The 19,137-nt window shown below is 61.2% G+C and carries 18 protein-coding genes, 1 tRNA gene and 1 riboswitch; of the genes, 9 read left to right on the top strand and 10 right to left on the bottom strand.

The features are described from left to right. Window positions 1-10 precede the first annotated feature (10 nt). Window positions 11-87, top strand: a tRNA-Met gene (locus tag GA0061105_RS31030). A gap of 302 nt (window positions 88-389) precedes the next feature. Here the strand turns inward: GA0061105_RS31030 and GA0061105_RS31035 are convergent. From GA0061105_RS31035 to GA0061105_RS31065, 7 genes are all read right to left on the bottom strand, one after another. Continuing rightward, on the bottom strand, window positions 390-1,520 hold the full coding sequence (locus tag GA0061105_RS31035) for a calcium:cation antiporter (RefSeq protein WP_092755181.1): 1,131 nt from the start codon (window positions 1,518-1,520) through the stop codon (window positions 390-392). 259 nt (window positions 1,521-1,779) lie between these two features. Beyond that, window positions 1,780-2,487, bottom strand: a complete 708-nt coding sequence (locus GA0061105_RS31040; RefSeq protein ID WP_092755145.1) for an SDR family NAD(P)-dependent oxidoreductase — start codon at window positions 2,485-2,487, stop codon at window positions 1,780-1,782. A gap of 228 nt (window positions 2,488-2,715) precedes the next feature. Further along, window positions 2,716-3,108 (bottom strand): DUF779 domain-containing protein, encoded by a 393-nt coding sequence (locus tag GA0061105_RS31045; RefSeq protein ID WP_092755148.1) that lies wholly within the window; start codon window positions 3,106-3,108, stop codon window positions 2,716-2,718. 197 nt (window positions 3,109-3,305) lie between these two features. Further along, window positions 3,306-4,814, bottom strand: coding sequence for an aldehyde dehydrogenase (adh, locus tag GA0061105_RS31050; protein ID WP_064697779.1), 1,509 nt, complete (start codon window positions 4,812-4,814; stop codon window positions 3,306-3,308). A gap of 170 nt (window positions 4,815-4,984) precedes the next feature. Continuing rightward, window positions 4,985-5,944 carry a helix-turn-helix domain-containing protein gene (locus GA0061105_RS31055; protein WP_092755151.1) on the bottom strand — a complete coding sequence of 320 codons (960 nt, stop codon included), beginning with the start codon at window positions 5,942-5,944 and terminating at the stop codon, window positions 4,985-4,987. Window positions 5,945-6,126: 182 nt separating this feature from the next. Beyond that, window positions 6,127-7,335 carry a TIGR03862 family flavoprotein gene (locus tag GA0061105_RS31060; protein ID WP_092755154.1) on the bottom strand — a complete coding sequence of 403 codons (1,209 nt, stop codon included), beginning with the start codon at window positions 7,333-7,335 and terminating at the stop codon, window positions 6,127-6,129. 71 nt (window positions 7,336-7,406) lie between these two features. After that, window positions 7,407-7,829, bottom strand: coding sequence for a MerR family transcriptional regulator (locus GA0061105_RS31065; protein ID WP_092755157.1), 423 nt, complete (start codon window positions 7,827-7,829; stop codon window positions 7,407-7,409). A 71-nt stretch (window positions 7,830-7,900) separates the two neighbouring features. Between GA0061105_RS31065 and GA0061105_RS31070 the strand changes: the two genes are divergently transcribed. From GA0061105_RS31070 to GA0061105_RS31095, 6 genes are all read left to right on the top strand, one after another. Then, window positions 7,901-10,126, top strand: coding sequence for a heavy metal translocating P-type ATPase (locus GA0061105_RS31070; RefSeq protein ID WP_092755160.1), 2,226 nt, complete (start codon window positions 7,901-7,903; stop codon window positions 10,124-10,126). 354 nt (window positions 10,127-10,480) lie between these two features. Next, window positions 10,481-10,705: riboswitch (cobalamin riboswitch) on the top strand. A gap of 263 nt (window positions 10,706-10,968) precedes the next feature. Then, window positions 10,969-11,190 (top strand): glutaredoxin-like protein NrdH, encoded by a 222-nt coding sequence (gene nrdH / locus GA0061105_RS31075; RefSeq protein WP_064697775.1) that lies wholly within the window; start codon window positions 10,969-10,971, stop codon window positions 11,188-11,190. A gap of 13 nt (window positions 11,191-11,203) precedes the next feature. Beyond that, window positions 11,204-11,617 carry a class Ib ribonucleoside-diphosphate reductase assembly flavoprotein NrdI gene (gene nrdI, locus GA0061105_RS31080; protein WP_092755163.1) on the top strand — a complete coding sequence of 138 codons (414 nt, stop codon included), beginning with the start codon at window positions 11,204-11,206 and terminating at the stop codon, window positions 11,615-11,617. Beyond that, the gene (nrdE, locus tag GA0061105_RS31085) at window positions 11,596-13,764 is read left to right on the top strand and encodes a class 1b ribonucleoside-diphosphate reductase subunit alpha (RefSeq protein WP_092755166.1); all 2,169 of its coding nucleotides are present in this window, start codon (window positions 11,596-11,598) and stop codon (window positions 13,762-13,764) included. Before nrdI ends, nrdE begins: the two co-directional genes overlap by 22 nt. Before the next feature lie 195 nt (window positions 13,765-13,959). Further along, the gene (gene nrdF, locus GA0061105_RS31090; protein ID WP_092755169.1) at window positions 13,960-14,934 is read left to right on the top strand and encodes a class 1b ribonucleoside-diphosphate reductase subunit beta; all 975 of its coding nucleotides are present in this window, start codon (window positions 13,960-13,962) and stop codon (window positions 14,932-14,934) included. Between the two features lie 87 nt (window positions 14,935-15,021). Further along, window positions 15,022-16,245 carry an adenylate/guanylate cyclase domain-containing protein gene (locus GA0061105_RS31095; RefSeq protein ID WP_092755172.1) on the top strand — a complete coding sequence of 408 codons (1,224 nt, stop codon included), beginning with the start codon at window positions 15,022-15,024 and terminating at the stop codon, window positions 16,243-16,245. Window positions 16,246-16,252: 7 nt separating this feature from the next. Here GA0061105_RS31095 and queE read toward each other — a convergent pair whose 3' ends face one another. From queE to queC, 3 genes are read right to left on the bottom strand one after another with little or no spacing between them, the layout of a single operon-like run. Further along, window positions 16,253-16,981 carry a 7-carboxy-7-deazaguanine synthase QueE gene (queE, locus tag GA0061105_RS31100; RefSeq protein WP_092755175.1) on the bottom strand — a complete coding sequence of 243 codons (729 nt, stop codon included), beginning with the start codon at window positions 16,979-16,981 and terminating at the stop codon, window positions 16,253-16,255. Further along, window positions 16,978-17,334: a 6-carboxytetrahydropterin synthase QueD gene (gene queD, locus GA0061105_RS31105; protein ID WP_092755178.1), complete on the bottom strand. Its 357-nt coding sequence runs from the start codon at window positions 17,332-17,334 to the stop codon at window positions 16,978-16,980. The genes queE and queD overlap by 4 nt, the downstream gene beginning before the upstream one ends. Continuing rightward, entirely contained in the window at window positions 17,334-18,044 is a 711-nt protein-coding gene (gene queC, locus GA0061105_RS31110) for a 7-cyano-7-deazaguanine synthase QueC (protein WP_064697768.1), read from the bottom strand. Before queC ends, queD begins: the two co-directional genes overlap by 1 nt. Window positions 18,045-18,405: 361 nt before the next feature. Between queC and GA0061105_RS33855 the strand changes: the two genes are divergently transcribed. Next, on the top strand, window positions 18,406-18,534 hold the full coding sequence (locus GA0061105_RS33855; RefSeq protein WP_280949960.1) for a hypothetical protein: 129 nt from the start codon (window positions 18,406-18,408) through the stop codon (window positions 18,532-18,534). After that, window positions 18,485-19,137, top strand: a 653-nt coding sequence (locus GA0061105_RS31115) for an ABC transporter substrate-binding protein (RefSeq protein WP_141130264.1), incomplete at its 3' end; no start/stop codon positions are given. The genes GA0061105_RS33855 and GA0061105_RS31115, both read left to right, overlap by 50 nt.

Raw genomic sequence — 19,137 nt, forward strand, 5'->3', positions numbered from 1 at the left:
AAAATAATATCGCGGGGTGGAGCAGCCCGGTAGCTCGTCAGGCTCATAACCTGAAGGCCGCAGGTTCAAATCCTGCCCCCGCAACCAAACTTCCCTTCATCTCCTGCAACATCACGGTCAGCTGTCGCTGGCGCGAAGACTTTATCTTCGCTGGCGATGGTAGCTCGTCGGACCATAACCTGAAGGGTGAGCCTGCAAAGGGTTCAAATCCTGCCCACGTATCCAAACAAGCCCGCCCACATGGCGGCCTTTTGATTCCAGACCTCAAGCAAGCACCAACTCGCGGCTGATGAACCTCATAAGCTCCACGCCTGGCATTTGGGTTGGCCTTCGCGGTTCGGCATGCAGTTGGTTGTCGGGCGCGGACCGTCCGTTGTCTCCTGCCCGCATCATTGCTGGAAAATCAGCATGACGTAGGCCAGGAAAAGCACCAGATGGACCGCACCCTGCATCAGATGCGTACGCCCACTTGCAAAAGTGATGATGCTGACGGCAAGCGTGAGCACCAGCATCACGAGATCTCCATGCTCCAGACCGAGGGTTACCGGATGTCCGTAAAGACGGCTGATAACCAGCATCGCCGGCACCGTCAGCCCGATCGTCGATAACACCGACCCGAGAAAGATATTGACGGCGCGTTGAAGGTTATTGGCGATGGATGCGCGCACGGCGCTGATTGCCTCGGGGGTCGCGACAAGAATGGCCATGACGACGCCGCCAAATGCGGTTGGGGCATGCAGGGTTTCGATGATGTAATCGATCGGCCGCGCGAGCTGTTCGACCAGGAAGACCACGGGACCCATATAGGCGAACAGCAACAGGGCATGAGGCCACACCGGCGGATGGTGAAGCGCTGCTTCGCCACGAGGTTCGCGACGGTTGCTGGCGTCGGTGAAATAGTCCTGATGGCGACCGGCTTGAAGAAACAGGAAGGTGGCATAAAGGCCGACCGAAATCATACCGAGGACCAATTGCCGTGGCGCCGACGGATCCTGTCCGTCCGGGCCGGAAAGAAACGTAGGCATCACCAGGCTGAGCGTCGCTAAGGGTACGATGACGCCGAGATAGGCGTTGGCGCCCTGCAGGTTATGCTGTTGCTCCGGCCGCCGCCAGGCACCCAGCAGCAATGACAGGCCGACCATGCCGTTCAGAATGATCATGACGACGGCAAAGAGAGTGTCGCGCGCCAGCGTCGGGTTGTTTTCGCCATGAATCATCACGGCAGAAATTGCCATCACTTCGATCGAGGTTATCGCGAGCGTCAGAATGAGCGTGCCGTAAGGCTCCTTCAGTCGTTCCGCCAGATGATCCGCATGTCGCACGACAGACAGGGCGGAACCGAGAACGACGGCAAACAGCCATCCGAAAAGGACGGCGAACCAAAGCGGATCGGCAAGCCGACGGAAAAGCTGCTCCGGAAAAGCGAGGAATATCAGGCTCGTTGCGATGCTGACGCCGAGGAACCATTCCTCGCGCAGACCGATCCCGCCGACGGTGCGCGGTGCGGGCCCGTCAGCCATCGGGACCACCGCCATATCGCACATTCCGCAGCAATGCGATCATCAACACCATTGTGTCCCGCCTGCTCTCCTGCCCGCCGCATGAATGAATCGAACGAAGCTGCCCGAAACCAGACAGCCCAGCTTCATTGACAAAGCCATCTCGCCTTTGTCATACCCCAATGAGACCGCCCCTTGTCACCATCCCAGAATACAAAAGCACCATACGTCACGCCAGATGGCGGATGATCGAGGCGCGCTACAAGGCAGGCAAGACTTGTTATTCGCGCCCGGTCGCCGGGATTGCTGCGCCGGTGACGACGGCTGCGGCCGGCGAAATCAGGAAGGCGATGAGCCGGGCGATCGACTGCGGCGATACCCAGGCGTCCGTTTTTGCATTGGGCATGGCCGCGCGATTCTCAGGGGTATCGATCGTGCCGGGCAGAATGCAGTTGGCGGTGATGCGGTCGTTGCGGCATTCGGCAGCAAGTGCTTCCGTCAGCCGGATGACGGCAGCCTTCGATGCGGCGTAGGCGGCCTGGTTGGCGCCAGCTTTCAGGCCGGGCGCCGCAGCGACATGTACGATGCGGCCGTAGCCGGCGGCCTTCATCGTCGGGAGAACCGCGGCGCTGATCGTCAGCGCGGTGCGGGCGTTGGCCGTCATCATGGTGTCCCATTGTGCGGGAGCCTCTGGCCCGACCGGTCCTATCTGAAAACCGCCGACGGTGTTGACCAATGCCCCGACGCCGCCGAAGCGCTTGACCGCACGAGCGACGGCGGCCGTGCAGGAGGCGTAATCGGTGAGGTCCGTTCCGGAGATCGAGAGAAATTCGGTGGAAGCAGGAAGCTCGCCTACCAAGGTTTCCAGCTCGTCGCTCGAACGGTTCATGCAGACGAGTTTCACGCCGGCGCCGGCAAGCTCCCGGACGACGGCGCTGCCGAGATTGCCGCCGGCTCCCGTGACGATCACGGCTTTCTGGTCAGTCATGCAGGTGATCTCCGTCGGTGCTCGATGATGCCGCGCATTGTTGATCCAGGCTGCGCCGCAACGCAACCCGCACGGCCGTGCCAAGTCAGGTATCTTTAGGGATTTTGACGGAGCAGCAAGCAGGTCCTAGGCAATGCTGCAGGCGAGTCCTCGGTCGGAAGCACGGTGCGCGCCGCGAAAAGGCGCCTTCAGATGCTTTCGGCATGTTATCCCATGCCGGCGCACCCATCAAACCCTTCTGACCGTCGCATCCGGGACGGCACAGGCCTCGCCGCCGCCGAAGAGGCGCGAACGGGTGAGGAAGCGTTTCTCGCGGCCGTTGTCGAGCGAGAACATGCCGCCGCGGCCGGGCACGACGTCGATGATCAGCTGCGTGTGTTTCCACGCCTCGAACTGGCTGGCGCTGATATAGACCGGCACGCCGCCGATCTCACCAAGCTTGACGTCGCTGTCGCCCACCATGAATTCGTTGGTGGGATAACACATGGGGGAAGAACCGTCGCAGCAGCCGCCGGACTGGTGGAAGAGGATATCGGGATGATCTCGCCGGATTTCCGCGATCAGGGCGAGGGCTGCGTCGGTTGCGAGAACACGCGGTTCACCGTTGACGGTCAGTTCCATGGTTCTTCCTTCTAGGTTCTGGAAAGGGGATTCCCCTCCCCACCCCCTCCCCACAAGGGGGAGGGGCTTAGGATGCCGCCCCGATGTCTTCTTGTCGAACTCTCAGCAAAGCAATGCGTCGCTTTGAGAACGAGGCAATTCAACCCGGTTAAGCCTCTCCCTTTTGTGGGAGGGGTTTACCCTCCCACTATAGCATTTCAGAAGAAGCCGAGCGCCTTCGGGCTGTAGCTTACCAGCATATTCTTGGTCTGCTGGTAGTGTTCGAGCATCATCTTGTGGGTTTCACGGCCGATGCCGGACTGCTTGTAGCCGCCGAAGGCGGCATGCGCCGGGTAGGCATGGTAGCAGTTGGTCCAGACGCGGCCGGCCTGGATCTCGCGGCCGAAACGATAGCAGCGATTGGCGTCGCGGCTCCAGACGCCGGCGCCGAGGCCGTAGAGCGTGTCATTGGCGATTTCGAGCGCTTCCTTCTCGTTCTTGAAGGTCGTGACCGAGACGACAGGCCCGAAGATCTCTTCCTGGAACACACGCATCTTGTTGTGGCCCTTGAAGATCGTCGGTTTCACGTAGTAGCCATTGGCCAGCTCGCCGCCGAGATCGTTGCGCGAACCGCCGGTCAGTACCTCCGCACCTTCCTGCTTGCCGATGTCAAGATAGGCGAGGATCTTCTCAAGCTGCTCCGTCGAAGCCTGGGCACCGATCATGGTCGCGCTGTCGAGCGGGTTGCCCTGCTTGATCGCTTCGACGCGTTTGACAGCCTTTTCCATAAAGCGGTCATAGATCGATTCCTGGACGAGGGCGCGACTAGGGCAGGTGCAGACTTCACCCTGGTTCAAGGCAAACATCGCAAAGCCTTCGAGCGCCTTGTCGAGGAAATCGTCATCCTCGGCCATCACATCGGCGAAGAAGATGTTCGGCGACTTGCCGCCAAGCTCCAGCGTCACCGGGATGAGGTTCTGGCTGGCATATTGCATGATGAGCCGGCCGGTCGTCGTCTCGCCGGTGAAGGCGATCTTGGCGATGCGGGGGCTGGTCGCCAGCGGCTTGCCGGCCTCGATGCCGAAGCCGTTGACGATGTTGAGCACGCCGGGCGGCAGCAGGTCGCCGACGAGCTCGGCCCAGAGCAGGATCGAGGCCGGGGTCTGCTCGGCGGGCTTCAGCACGACGCAGTTGCCGGCGGCAAGTGCCGGCGCCAGCTTCCAGGTCGCCATCAGGATCGGGAAGTTCCATGGAATGATCTGGCCGACGACGCCGAGCGGCTCGTGGAAGTGATAGGCGATGGTGTCATGGTCGATCTCGCCGATCGAACCTTCCTGGGCGCGGATGCAGGAGGCGAAGTAGCGGAAGTGGTCGATTGCCAGCGGAATGTCGGCGGCCATGGTTTCGCGGATCGGCTTGCCGTTGTCCCAGGTCTCGGCCTGGGCGAGCAGTTCCAGCTTGTCCTCCATGCGCTGGGCGATCTTCATCAGGATGTTGGAGCGCTCGGCGGCCGAGGTGCGGCCCCATTGCTCCTTGGCCGCATGGGCGGCATCCAGCGCCAGGTTGATGTCCTTGTCGCTGGAGCGGGGAATGTCGCAGAGCTTGCCGCCGGTGACCGGCGTCAGGTTTTCGAAGTATTTGCCTTCGACCGGCTCGCGCCATTCGCCGCCGATATAGTTGCCGTATTTCAGCTTGAATGGCGATTCGACGACTTTCTGATGAAGCATGTCATCCTCCCTTGATGGTCCAGGTTCCAATCGAACCAGTGGAAGGAAAAATGTGCGCGTTTTGCCGGAGAGAACAGGGCGCGGCCTCGATACCGCAGTGCACACTGTCGCAGGGTTGCGACAGATCACGCCATGATTGCCCGTGTCCATGGAACCGTCGAGCGCACTGCTCAGTGCAGGTCGAACTTTTTCATCTTCCGGTGGAGGGTGGCGCGGCTGATCCCGAGTGCTGCGGCTGCCTGCGAGACGTTGCCGCTGGTGCGCGACAGTGCTCGCAAGAGGGCGGCCTTTTCCGCTTCGACCATCTCTTCCTGCTGCGAGACGGCGGCTTCCTGGAGCGCATCGGCCGCCGGGATGCCGGCGGCGATCCGTTTGTCGTCGAGCTGCAATGCGATGCGGGCGGCGCGGGTGGCCCCGAGCACGAGGTCGTGCCGATCGACCGCAAGCAGGGCAGCGGCGGAATTGGCGCCGGCCGCGACCATCAGGAAACGGGCGCCAGCAAAGGCCGAACGAAAGAGGTTGAGCTCGATGCGCAGTGCCGCATCGCGCACGGTCTGCGTCAGGATCGCCAGCGTCATTTCGCCGACGTCTTCGCGGCAGGTGGAGATGTCGAGGGCTGCGGCGAGCTCACCGCGATGATCGCGGATCGGCGCCGTCGTGCAGCTCAGGCGGATATTCGAGCAAAAGAAGTGCTGGTCGCGGAAGATGGCGACGGCGCGCTCGTCGGCAAGCGCGGTGCCGATGCCATTGGTCCCGATGCTTGCCTCGGTCCATACGGAGCCGGTCCAGAGGCCGAGATCGCGAAAATCCTTGTCGTCGCCGGCCGTGCCCCGGCGCTCCAGCGCGATGCCGTTCCTGTCGGTCAGAAGGATGCAGCAGCCGGCCTTGCCGACCGTCGTGAACAGCCGGTCGAGCTCGTCCGACGCGCCGGCGATCAGTCGTTCGGACTGTTCGCGGGCCTGGTGGAATTCCTGGTCGCTGAGGCGCAGCGGCGCACGTTCGTCTTCCGGAGCGAGCTGGTGCATGGTCATGCATCGCCGCCAGGATGCGACGATCGGAGAACTCGCGGCGGCGGATTTGCGCTGCGCAGCGGTGTAGACATGCTCCGCATGCGCTGACTGTTCGTGCATCTGCTCCTCCCACGGAACTTCAGCATAGTCTGATCGAAAAGCGGCCGGTTTGCAATTGCACCCTTCGACGGCCGCCCCTCTCCTCACCCGGGCGATCAGGGCATGATGCTGAATAGTGTGAGCGATTTTCGCACGACATCGCGCTCCGCTTCATTGATCTAGATCCGGTTTAGGCCCCACATCTAGCGTAACAGCCAAGCCTCGATGCCGCGTGCGGCCGCCCGGCCGGTCGCCAGGCAGGCGGTGAGGAGATAACCCCCGGTCGGTGCCTCCCAATCAAGCATCTCGCCGGCCACGAAAGTGCCCGGCAGGGCCTTCAGCATCAAGCCTTGGTCGATGCCGCTCCAGCGGATACCGCCGGCCGAAGAGATCGCCTCACCGATGGGTCTTGTGTCGAGAACCGGAATCGGCAGGGCCTTGATCATGCCGGCGAGCCGCTCGGAATCGGTTCTTTCGCGGTCGGGCACGAGTTCCCGCAGCAGCGCCGTCTTGACGCCATCGAGGCCCGCGCCCTTGCGCAGTCGGTTAGAAAAGCTCGATTTGGTGTCCTGCCGCTGGAGATCGCGGATCAGCCTTTCGATCGGCCGGCCCGGCGCAAGGTCTAGCGCCAGCGCAGCGCTGCCATGGCTCCGCAGCCGGTCGCGGAGGCTCGCCGCATGGGCATAAACCAGGCTGCCCTCGATGCCGCTTGCGGTGATGACGAATTCGCCGGGAAACGTGCCGGCCTCGGATGTGGCGGTGACCGATTTCACCGGCTCGCCGGCGAAGCGCTCGCTGAAATTCGCGCTCCAGCCGACGACGAAGCCGCAATTGGCGGGCCGGAAGGAGTCGATCTCGACGCCCCTTTCCGACAGCAAGGGCACCCAACTCCCGTCGGAGCCGAGGCGCGGCCAACTCGCGCCGCCGAGCGCCAGCAAGGCGGCATCGCACTGGACGACGCTGCGCCCGTCCGGTGTTTCGAAAACGTAGCCCTCTTCGGCAAAGCCGATCCAGCGGTGGCGGGTACGCAGCGTAACGCCCTGGTTTTCCAGCCGCCTGAGCCAGGCACGCAGCAGCGGAGAAGCCTTCATCACGGTCGGGAAGACCCGACCCGACGAGCCTACGAAGGTCTCGGTCCCCAACCCTGCAGCCCAATGCCTGATATCATCGGGAGTAAAGGCATCGAGAACGGGGCGCAGACGAGTGGAAGCCGCGCCGAAGCGCGTGGCGAAGCGGGCATAATCCTCAGAATGCGTGATGTTCAGACCAGATTTTCCGGCCAGCAGGAACTTGCGGCCGAAGGTCGGCATGGCGTCATAGACCGTCACCGCATGGCCGGAGAGCGCAAGCAGTTCGGCAGCCGCAAGGCCTGCCGGGCCGCCGCCGATGATCGCAACCCGCTTCTGATTCATCAATGCCCTCGCCCGATTCTTTCTGGTGCAGTTTTGGCGCGAGGGAAGTTCACCTGCAAGGGCGCAAACTCTCAGTGGTGCGAATGGGTGCACTGGCCGTGATCGGCGAGAACCTCTATGACGCGGCATTGGCCGACGCGACCGTGGCCGCAGCCTTCCACCATGGTTTCCAGTTCGGCCTTGAGCGCCATCAGGCTGCGGATGCGTTGCTCGACCTCGACGAGGCGGGCCTTGGCGATGGCATCGGCCGAGGCGCAGGGCTGATGCGGATCATCCTGCAAAGTGAGCAGCGTGCGGATCGCCTCAATCTCGAAACCAAGTTCGCGGGCATGGCGGATGAAGGCGAGGCGGCTGATGTCGGCGGGCTCGAAGGCGCGCTGGTTGCCTTCGCTGCGGCTCGGGGCCGGGAGCAAGCCGATGCTCTCGTAATAACGCACGGTCGGCACCTTGACACCGCTCCGGCGCGCCGCTTCGCCGATTGTGATCTTTTTCATGATTTTCCTCTTGTACCTCGAGTCGCTAGAGGATGTAGGAGGGATGCTTCTGTTTGACAAGGAAGCGGATCATGGCTGAGACGAGCGAGACACGATACCGGGTCGGAGGCATGGATTGCGCCGCCTGCGCGACCAAGATCGATGCGGCGGTAAGACGCGTGACGGGCGTTGCCGATGTTTCCGTCTCGGTGGTGGCAGGCACGATGACCATCCGGCATGACGGCAGCAGCGACCTCAAGGCGATCGAAAAGAAGGTGACGGGGCTTGGTTATTCCGTCTCGCCCTTTACGGGAAACGCCGCGCCTGCGCGGGAACACGGCTCACACCAACATGATCACGATCACGTGGGCCACGACCATGATCATGCGGGTCACGACCACGCCGACGGCGAAAAGGAAATCGAAGCTCTGCATGGGCACGATCACACGCCGATGGCGGGTCCCTGGTGGCAGAGCAGGAAGGGCCGCCTGACCATTCTTTCCGGTGCGGCACTCATTGCCGCTTATGCTGTCGGCCATCTCGTGCCGGCAATCGCATCCTATGCCTTTATCGTCGCCATGCTGGTCGGTCTGGTGCCGATCACCCGGCGCGCGGTCATGGCGGCGCTGTCCGGCACACCGTTTTCGATCGAGATGCTGATGACGATCGCAGCCGTCGGCGCCGTGATCATCAATGCGGGGGAGGAAGCGGCAACCGTCGTCTTCCTGTTTCTGGTCGGCGAGTTGCTGGAGGGTGTGGCGGCGGGCAAGGCGCGCGAAAGCATCCAGTCGCTGACGGCCCTGGTGCCGAAGACCGCGCTGCTCGAAGACAATGGCCAAGTGCGGGAGGTGCCGGCGGAAAGCCTTGCCGTCGGCGCGGTCATCATGGTCCGCCCCGGCGACCGCATCTCGGCGGACGGCATCATCGTCTCAGGCGAGAGTGCGATCGACGAGGCCCCGGTGACGGGCGAGAGCACGCCGGTGCGCAAGGGCGTCGATGCCGTCGTTTTCGCCGGTACGGTCAATGGCGATGCGGTGCTCAGGGTTCGCGTTACGGCAGCCGCTGCCGACAATACCATCGCCCGCGTCGTCAAGCTGGTGGAGGAGGCGCAGGAATCGAAGGCGCCGACGGAGCGATTCATCGATCGGTTCTCGCGCTATTACACGCCCGGCGTCGTGGTGGTCGCCGCGCTGGTGGCGGTCGTTCCGCCGCTTTTCGCCGGTGGCGCGTGGAGCGAATGGGTCTACAAGGGCCTTGCCATCCTGCTGATCGGCTGCCCCTGCGCGCTCGTCATCTCGACGCCGGCGGCGATTGCTGCTTCGCTGTCGGCAGGCGCACGGCGCGGACTGCTGATGAAGGGCGGCGCGGTGCTGGAGACGCTCGGCAAGGTAACGATGGTCGCCTTCGACAAGACGGGCACGCTGACGGAAGGCAAGCCTCGGGTGACCGACATCGTTTCCTTCGGATTGAGCGAGGCGCAGATCCTGTCGCGCGCGGCGGTGCTGGAGCGGGGCTCCAGCCACCCCTTGGCACTCGCCATCCTCAACCGTGCCAAGGCCGATGGCGTTCCCGTGCCGCCCGCCTTCGAGCTGGAAGCGGTGCCGGGCAAGGGCGTCAGCGGCAAGGTTGGCGGCGAGAGGCTGGATCTGCTGTCACCGTCCGCCGCCCGCGAGCACGGGGCGCTGGACGGGCAACAAGAGTCGCGCGTCACTGTTCTGAACGATGAGGGCAAGAGCGTGTCGGTGCTGCTCGTCAATGGCGCTGCGGCCGGCCTGATCGCCATGCGCGACGAGCCACGCGAAGACGCAGTGGCCGGGCTCTCGGCGCTCAAATCGGCCGGTGTCAAGGCGATGATCCTGACGGGCGACAACAAGCGGACGGCGGCTGCCGTCGCCGGCATGCTCGGCATCGACTGGCGCGGTGAAATGATGCCGGAGGACAAGCAGCGGGTCGTCGGCGAATTGAAGCGCGAGGGCTTCATCATCGCCAAGGTCGGCGACGGCATCAACGACGCGCCGGCGCTTGCTGCCGCCGATATCGGAATTGCCATGGGCGGCGGTACGGATGTGGCGCTGGAGACCGCGGATGCCGCCGTGCTGCACGGACGCGTCGGCGACGTGGCGCGAATGATCGCGCTGTCCAAGCGGACGATGCGCAATATCCTCGAGAATATCACCATCGCGCTCGGGCTGAAGGCTGTCTTTCTGGTGACGACGATCATGGGCATCACCGGGCTCTGGCCGGCGATTCTGGCCGACACCGGCGCCACCGTGCTCGTGACGATCAACGCGCTCAGACTGCTTCGTGTACGGGGATGAATGTTTTGCCGATGGCGCTTTGAAGACCTGCGATTCGGGACAGGTCATCAGCTAGATCGGCTCTCAGTTCGCTGACAAGGTCTCCCCCATCATGTTCGGCCTTGTGCCGAGCGTCTGAAATTATTTGGCAGGAAACTCTTATTTCCAAATGCTCATTTGACCTGGGTAGGTCCTCGGCACAAGGCCGAGGATGAGGTCGCGGGTCTTGCATCGTTTGTCAGCTCATCACGGTCTTTTCCTCAGCCCGTTTTTGTTAAGCTTTCGTTATCCCTGTTTTTCACAGGAACGCAGCGATTTCAAACCTGCCGTAACGCAATGCACAAACCATCCGTTGACGAGAATTCCGATTCGCGTACTATATCTAGTGTTTGAGGTTCCTTCGATTCGTGAGGGTCGGGGGCTAAGACGGGAATACGGTGCGTCTCGCCATCATGGCGCGGCAATGCCGGAGCTGCCCCCGCAACTGTAAGCGGCGAGCAACTGTCCGATTTCAGGTCACTGGAGCATGATGCTCCGGGAAGGCTGGGCAGGGTGCTTCGACCCGCGAGCCAGGAGACCTGCCTTGAACGAAACGTCCACGGGCGGGGTGTCCGGAAGGTCGCGTGCTTGCAGGCGGAACGATCCGCGCCTGTTGCGCTGCCCCGAACGTCCGCATGAGCACTTCGAGGGTTGAAGTCATGTCGAGAACATCAAGGCCGCCGCCCGCGCAGACCCTGCGAGGAATGATATCCGGCGTTTAGAGCGCCAACTTGCCAGATCATTATCAAGCGTTGCCCTGGACGCCGTACGGCGTCCGATCCCAATCCTGTGTCCTGAATTCCATTGACATTACGAGGAAGATGATGAGCGTTACCGTTTACAGCAAGCCCGCCTGCGTTCAATGCACCGCCACCTACCGCGCCCTCGATCGTCTGGGCGTGGACTATGACATCGTCGATATTTCCCAGGATGCCGAAGCGCTCGATCGCGTCCGTGGGATGGGCTACATGCAGGTTCCGGTCGTGGTTGCCGGCGGCCAGCATTGGGCGGGCTTCCGTCCCGACATGATCAGCGCGCTTTCCTGAGCTGAGAAAAGCGATGGGGCTGATCGTCTACTATTCCAGCCGATCCGAAAATACCCATCGGTTCGTCGCCAAGCTCGGATTGCGCGCGGCGCGCATTCCCCTTGGCGCTGAGGATATCCACATTCGCGAACCCTATGTGCTGATTTCGCCCACCTATTGCGGCGATGGCGGCCAAGGGGCCGTAAAGGGAGCCGTGCCCAAGCAGGTGATCCGCTTCCTCAACGATGCGGAAAACCGCTCCAACATCCGCGGCGTGATTGCCGCGGGCAACAGCAATTTCGGCGAGACCTACGGGCTTGCCGGCGAGGTCATCTCGAAGAAATGCCAGGTGCCGTACCTCTACCGGTTCGAGCTTCTGGGGACTGCCGAGGATGTCGCCAATGTCAAAGACGGGATGGGACGATTTTGGACACGGGAACAAATCTGACGCGGGATGCGGGCGCAAAAACGCTGAAGGCGGCCGAAACGCTCGACTACCATGCGCTGAACGCGATGCTGAATCTCTATGACGATGAGGGCAAGATCCAGCTCGACAAGGACCGCATGGCGGCCAAGCAATATTTCCTGCAGCATGTGAATCAGAACACGGTGTTCTTTCACAATCTCCGGGAAAAGCTCGATTACCTCGTGACCGAGGGCTATTACGAGCAGGAAGTGCTTGACCAGTATTCCTTCAATTTCGTGCGCGACCTGTTCGATCAGGCCTATGCCAGGAAATTCCGCTTCCCCACCTTCCTCGGCGCTTTCAAATATTACACCAGCTATACGCTGAAGACCTTCGACGGAAAACGCTACCTCGAGCGCTATGAGGACCGCATCTGCATGGTGGCGATGACTTTGGCGCGGGGCGACGAGCCCCTTGCCCGCGACATCGTCGACGAGATCATTTCCGGCCGCTTCCAGCCGGCGACGCCGACATTTCTCAATGCCGGCAAGAAGCAACGCGGCGAACTGGTCTCCTGCTTCCTGCTGCGCGTCGAGGACAATATGGAGTCGATCGGGCGGTCGATCAATTCGGCGCTGCAGCTATCGAAGCGCGGCGGCGGCGTTGCCCTGTGTCTGACCAACATCCGCGAGGCAGGCGCCCCGATCAAACAGATCGAGAACCAGTCCTCCGGCATCATCCCCGTGATGAAGCTGCTCGAAGACAGCTTCTCCTATGCCAACCAACTCGGCGCGCGCCAGGGCGCTGGCGCTGTCTATCTCAACGCCCATCATCCCGACATCATGCGCTTTCTCGACACCAAGCGCGAAAATGCCGATGAGAAGATCCGCATCAAGACGCTGTCGCTCGGCGTCGTCGTGCCCGACATCACCTTCGAGCTCGCCAGGAACAATGAGGACATGTACCTGTTCTCGCCCTACGATGTGGAGCGCGTTTACGGAATGCCGTTCACCGAGATTTCGGTGACGGAGAAGTATCGCGAGATGGTGGCGGATGCCCGTATCTCGAAGAAGAAGATCAAGGCGCGGGAATTCTTCCGGGTGATCGCCGAGATACAGTTCGAGAGCGGTTATCCCTACATCATGTTCGAGGACACGGTGAACCGGGCGAACCCGGTGGCCGGCCGCATCTCCATGAGCAATCTCTGCTCGGAGATCCTGCAGGTCAGCGAGGCGAGCCAATACAATGACGACCTCTCCTACAAGCATCTCGGCAAGGATATTTCCTGCAATCTCGGCTCGCTGAACATCGCAGCCGCCATGGATTCCGCCGATCTCGGCAAGACGATCGAGACCTCGATCCGGGCTCTGTCGGCCGTCTCCGACATGAGCCATATCGCCTCGGTTCCCTCGATTGAGAAGGGCAATGACGAAAGCCATGCGATCGGCCTCGGCCAGATGAACCTGCACGGCTATCTCGCCCGCGAACGCATCTTCTACGGCTCTGAGGAAGGTGTCGACTTCACCAATATCTATTTTTATACGGTGACCTATCACGCCATCCGTGCCTCGAACCTGCTGGCGGCCGAGCGTGGTGCGAGCTTCAAGGGCTTCGAGAATTCCAAATACGCCTCGGGCGAATATTTCGACAAATACACGAATCAGGAATGGAAGCCGGCGACCGAAAAGGTGCAGGCGCTGTTCGACAAATCAGGGATTCATATTCCGACGCAGGACGACTGGCTTGCGCTGAAGAAGGCCGTCATGACCTCCGGTCTCTATAACCAGAACCTGCAGGCGGTGCCGCCGACGGGTTCGATTTCCTACATCAACCATTCGACCTCCTCGATCCATCCGATCGTCTCGAAGATCGAGATCCGCAAGGAGGGCAAGATCGGCCGCGTCTATTATCCGGCGCCGTTCATGACCAATGACAATCTCGACTATTACCAGGACGCCTACGAAATCGGGCCGGAGAAGATCATCGAAACCTATGCGGCGGCGACCCAGCATGTCGACCAGGGCCTGTCGCTGACCTTGTTCTTCCGCGACACGGCGACGACGCGCGACATCAACAAGGCGCAGATTCACGCCTGGAAGAAGGGCATCAAGACGATCTACTACATCCGCCTTCGGCAGATGGCGCTTTCGGGTACGGAAGTGCAGGGGTGTGTGTCTTGTACGCTGTGAGTTGATTTCGCTCCGGAGCATTTGCCCCTCACCTTGACCCTCTCCCCGTAAAAACGGGGAGAGGGGACGTGCCAGACGCAGCGTCGAGGGTTGGCGAAGCCGGTGCGGCATATCCCCTTCGCCCCGCAGGCGGGGAGAAGGTGCCGGCAGGCGGATGAGGGGCAAATCCGGAAACATTCCTTGAGAGGGACCACAATGAACATACAATTGAAGCCAGCCTCCCGCGTGCGCGCCATCAACTGGAACCGTATCGAAGACGACAAGGATCTCGAGGTCTGGAATCGCCTCACCGGCAATTTCTGGCTGCCGGAGAAAGTGCCGCTGTCGAACGACATTCCTTCCTGGGCGACGCTGACGACGGCCGAGCAGCAGCTCACCATTCGCGTCTTCACCGGGTTGACGCTGCTCGACACGATCCAGAACGGTGTCGGCGCCATCGGGCTGATGGAGGATACGGTAACCCCGCATGAGGAGGCGGTGCTTTCCAACGTCTCCTTCATGGAGGCGGTGCATGCGCGCTCCTATTCCTCGATCTTCTCGACGCTCTGCTCGACGCCCGATGTCGAGGATGCCTATCGCTGGTCGGAGGAGAACGAATTTTTGCAGCGCAAATCGGCGCTGATCATGGAGCAGTATCGGTCCGGCGATCCCCTGAAGAAGAAGGTTGCCAGCGTCTTCCTGGAAAGCTTCCTGTTCTATTCCGGCTTCTATCTGCCGATGTACTGGTCGAGCCGCGCCAAGCTCACCAATACCGCCGACATGATCCGGCTGATCATCCGCGACGAGGCGGTGCACGGCTATTATATCGGATACAAGTTCCAGCTTGGACTGGAGCGGCTGTCCGAGGAGCGCCGGCAGGAGATCAAGAATTTCGCCTTCGACCTCTTGCTCGAACTCTACGACAACGAGGCCAGATATACCGAAGCGCTCTATGACGGCGTCGGTCTGAGCGAGGACGTAAAGAAATTCCTGCACTACAACGCCAACAAGGCGCTGATGAACCTTGGCTACGAAGCGCTGTTTCCAGCCGAGGCCTGCAAGGTCAATCCGGCGATCCTGTCGGCGCTCTCGCCGAATGCCGAGGAGAACCACGACTTCTTCTCCGGCTCCGGTTCCTCCTATGTCATCGGCAAGGCTGTAGCGACCGAGGACGAGGACTGGGATTTCTGAAGCTTTATCATAGTCGCCCCTTATCATTTGCTTCCCTATCGCCCACATTGAGCCAAAACTAATATCGTGGCGCAGCGGGAGCTTTTGATGTCGTCGTTTTTGAACAAGGCCGGGACGGTCCTCGATGCGGACGAGGGCGTCTGGCCGGTCCGCAGGAGACGGATTCTCGACTGGCTGGTGAACGAGACGCGCGGCGAGCGCTTCATCGACAATATCCTCGTGGAGATGTGCGAAAAGCTACTGGCATCAGGCGTGCCGTTGGCGCGAGCGACTTTGCATTTCAGGACGAATCATCCGCAATGGATCGGCGCCCGCATCCTTTGGAAGGAGGGGCTCACGGAGGCGAAGATAAATACGTTCGCCCATGGCGTCGAAAACACGCCTGAGTTCCAGAATAGCCCCATCAACGCGATCCATACCGGCGCGCAGGAGGTGCGTAAACGCCTAGAAGATCCGGTCGCCGCCCACGATTATCCGCTCTATCAGGAGTTGCGGGATGATGGCCTGGCGGAATATATCGCCTGGCCGGTCGAACATACTTTCGGCAAACGGCACGTCGTGACATTTTCCACCGACCAACCGGGCGGCTTCACGAGCGAACATGTCGATTTCCTGCGCGATCTCCTGCCGGCGCTGACCCTGATCAGCGAAATCAGGCTGAAGAACATCATGGCGCGCACATTGCTGCAAACCTATGTCGGGCCGCATGCGAGCGAACATATTCTTTCGGGTGCGACGACCCGCGGCAGTGGCGCGACCGTCGGCGCGGCAATCATGATCTGCGACCTGCGCGACTTCACGGCAATCTCCGATCTCTGGCCGCGCGACGATGTCATCCATCTGCTCAACGATTATTTCGACGCCATGTCGGATCCGATCGAACGCTATGGCGGCGAGATCCTGAAATTCATGGGAGACGGCTTGCTGGCGATCTTCCCACTCGCCAAGGATACGGCCTGTCTCGACCTGCTGCAGGCGATCCGCGAGGGGCAGGCGTCGATGGCGGAACTGAATGAGGAACACCTGCGCATGGGGCGCGAACCGCTGCGTTACGGCGTCGGCGTGCATGTCGGCGATGTCATGTACGGCAATATCGGTTCTCGCCGGCGGCTGGATTTCACCGTCATCGGTCCGGCGGTCAATGTCGCGTCGCGGCTGGAAAGCCTGACCAAAGAGGTCAAGCGTCCGGTGCTCTTGTCGCGCGCCTTCGTTGAAATGGCGGGCTGCGCGGACGACATGGACAGTCTCGGCACCTTCCCGCTGCGCGGGCTCGGTGAGCCTGTCGATGTCTTCGCCTTCCCGGAACGATAGATGGGCTCTAGACTCCGCGCTTATTTCCCCAAAGCAGGACGTGTAACTGCGGAAGCACGCGCGGCGCAAACCATCGGTCGGCCGTCACCTTCTCGACGAGCCAGTGCATCCGATCCATCACGCCGTCGATATCGATTCGCGCATCATCGTCTTCGGGCGGCGGCGGTGTATGGTTGCCCGGCTGAAGGTACAAGGGAATATAGGGGTAGCGCTGGCCCACCTCTCGGGCGAACGCGTAGTCGACATCGTCGAAGACGACGATTTTCAATGCGATTTCCGGTCCGCCGGCGGCCAGCCGAAGGCAGTTGTCGACTTCACCCCAGTGCGTCTGCATTCCGCTTGACGGCGGCTTGGGGCTCAAGACCAGGATGTCGAGATCGCGAAACCAGTTCCGGGCGACGCTTCCCTGGGTTTCTAATGCGAAGCGGTATCCCTCGGAATGGCCGAGCTCGATCAGCGGCCCCAAAGGCTGGATCGCCGGATTGCCCCCCGAAAGCGAAACGGTCATCGGTTTGCCGTCGGAGAGTTTGGTGACCTCTCGCCAAATCGCCTCGACCGACATGGAGGCCCATTGATCCCGGAAGGCGCTGTCGACCGCATGAAGGCTGTCGCACCAGGAGCAGCGGTAATCGCAGCCGCCCGTCCTGACGAACACCGTCGGCAGTCCGATCAATGCGCCTTCGCCCTGTATGGTCGGACCGAAGATCTCGCTGACGCGGATGGTCTCCGCGCTCATGGCCTGTACTCCGCCCAGGTCTTCGGCGTCTCGCTGACGCGGACGGACGACGTCTCGGGGAAGCGCTGCTTGCACCAGTCGTATAAATGCTTGGCCAGGAATTCGGAGGTGACTTTGGAATGACCGAACACGTCGTTCAGGTGACGATGATCAAGAGCCTCGTCGATATAACGCTTGAGCGGCGAGAGGTCGTGATAGTCCCGAACGAATCCGTCGTCATTGAGGGTCTCGGCGGAGAGTTCGACGACCACGACATAGTTGTGGCCGTGGAGCCGGGCACATTGATGATCAGCGGGCAGGTGATCCAGCTGGTGCGAGGCGGAGAGATGAAACTCCTTGGTGATGCGGTACATCAACGCACCTCCGAGGCTGAATATTGCGACACCGCCGCCTTCCAGAAATCGCGGTCCTGGTATTCGGTGGGATCGTCGACAGCGGCAAGGTGGAAGGCTTCGCGACGTTCCACGCAAGTGCCGCAGCGCCCGCAATGGAGGCTGCCGCCCTTGTAGCAGGACCAGGTTTCCGCGAAGGGCGTGCCATGTTTTGCGCCGTCGGCGACGATCGCAGCTTTGGAAACCTCAACATAGGGCGCAAGCAGTTTAATGCTCGCATAACCGTCCAGCGCTTCGTTCTGCATGCGCTGGAAGGCATCGATGAAGCCTGGCCGGCAATCCGGATAGATGAAATGGTCGCCGCCATGCACGGCGACGGCAACGGCATCCGCCTTTTGCGCTGCCGCCAGGCCGAAGGCGATCGCAAGCATGATGGCGTTGCGGTTCGGCACCACGGTGGCCTTCATGGTCTCCTCGGCATAGTGGCCGTCCGGAACCTCGACATCGTCGGTCAGGGCCGATCCGCTGAGGTGGCCGCCGATCGCGGCGATATCGATGATATGATGGGGAACTGCAAGCCGTGCGGCGCATCTGGCGGCAAAGTCGAGTTCCTTGCGATGCCGCTGGCCGTAGTCGAAGGAGACGAGACCGATCAGTCGTTCTTCCGCCGCCATCCTGTGGGCAAGCGAAACGGAGTCGAGTCCGCCGGAGCAGACAACGATAGTTTTCATATTTTTGATTCCCTTGTTTTGACCGGGTGGGCTGCGACCGGATTACGCGGTGCTTCTACTGCATAATTCCGTAAATCGGAACCGATTTTTGAGCCTTCGCGATGCCTACATGATCAAGGTGCTGGAGCCGACCACCTCCTGGTTTGGATCGAGCAGGTTGATGATGACGTCGGCCGGTTTTCAGGCGTGCAATGAGGAATGAAAACGTTTTAGTTTTTCTGCGGTTAGTAGTTCAAAAAATATCATGCAAATTCAGCTCACTAGCGATACAATCATATTTTTCTCGGGAGTCGAGAAATGGCTTGACGTCCAAGGCCATATCACGTTTTAAATTAGCAACCGCGCGGAGGAGCGCGGCCGCATGTCGACCGTCGCAACGGGCGGAAAAACATCGGGTGGCAGGGAGAGCCTGCCGCCGATCTTCAAATGGGAGGAAATTCATGCGCAGGTTTTTAAGCTCGGCGGCTGTTGCCGTCGTGATGATGGCTGACCTCAGCGCGGCTCATGCCGCCGACGTAAAAGAAGTTCAGATGCTGCACTGGTGGACATCAGGCGGCGAGGCAGCTGCTTTGAACGTCCTGAAGGAGGATCTTTCGAAGGAAGGATTTGCCTGGAAGGATGTACCGGTTGCCGGCGGCGGCGGTGATGCGGCGATGACGGCTCTGAAGGCGATGGTTGCGGCGGGTACCTATCCGACGGCCTCGCAGATGCTCGGTTATACCGTGCTCGATTATGCCCAGGCCGGCGTCATGGGTGATCTCACCGAGACGGCAAAGAAGGAAGGCTGGGACAAGTCGGTGCCGGCCGCACTGCAGAAGTTCTCGGTCTATGACGGCAAGTGGGTTGCCGCCCCGGTCAACGTCCATTCGGTCAACTGGCTATGGATCAACAAGGCGGTGATGGACAAGATCGGCGGCAGCCAGCCGAAGACTTTCGACGACCTGATCGCGCTGCTCGACAAGGCAAAAGCCGCAGGCGTCATCCCCTTGGCGCTCGGCGGCCAGAACTGGCAGGAAGCGACGATGTTCGATTCCATCGTGCTGTCGACCGGCGGACCGGAGTTCTACAAGAAGGCGATGAACGACCTCGACGA

The organism is Rhizobium aethiopicum, from assembly GCF_900094625.1.
Taxonomy (GTDB): Bacteria; Pseudomonadota; Alphaproteobacteria; order Rhizobiales; family Rhizobiaceae; genus Rhizobium; species Rhizobium aethiopicum.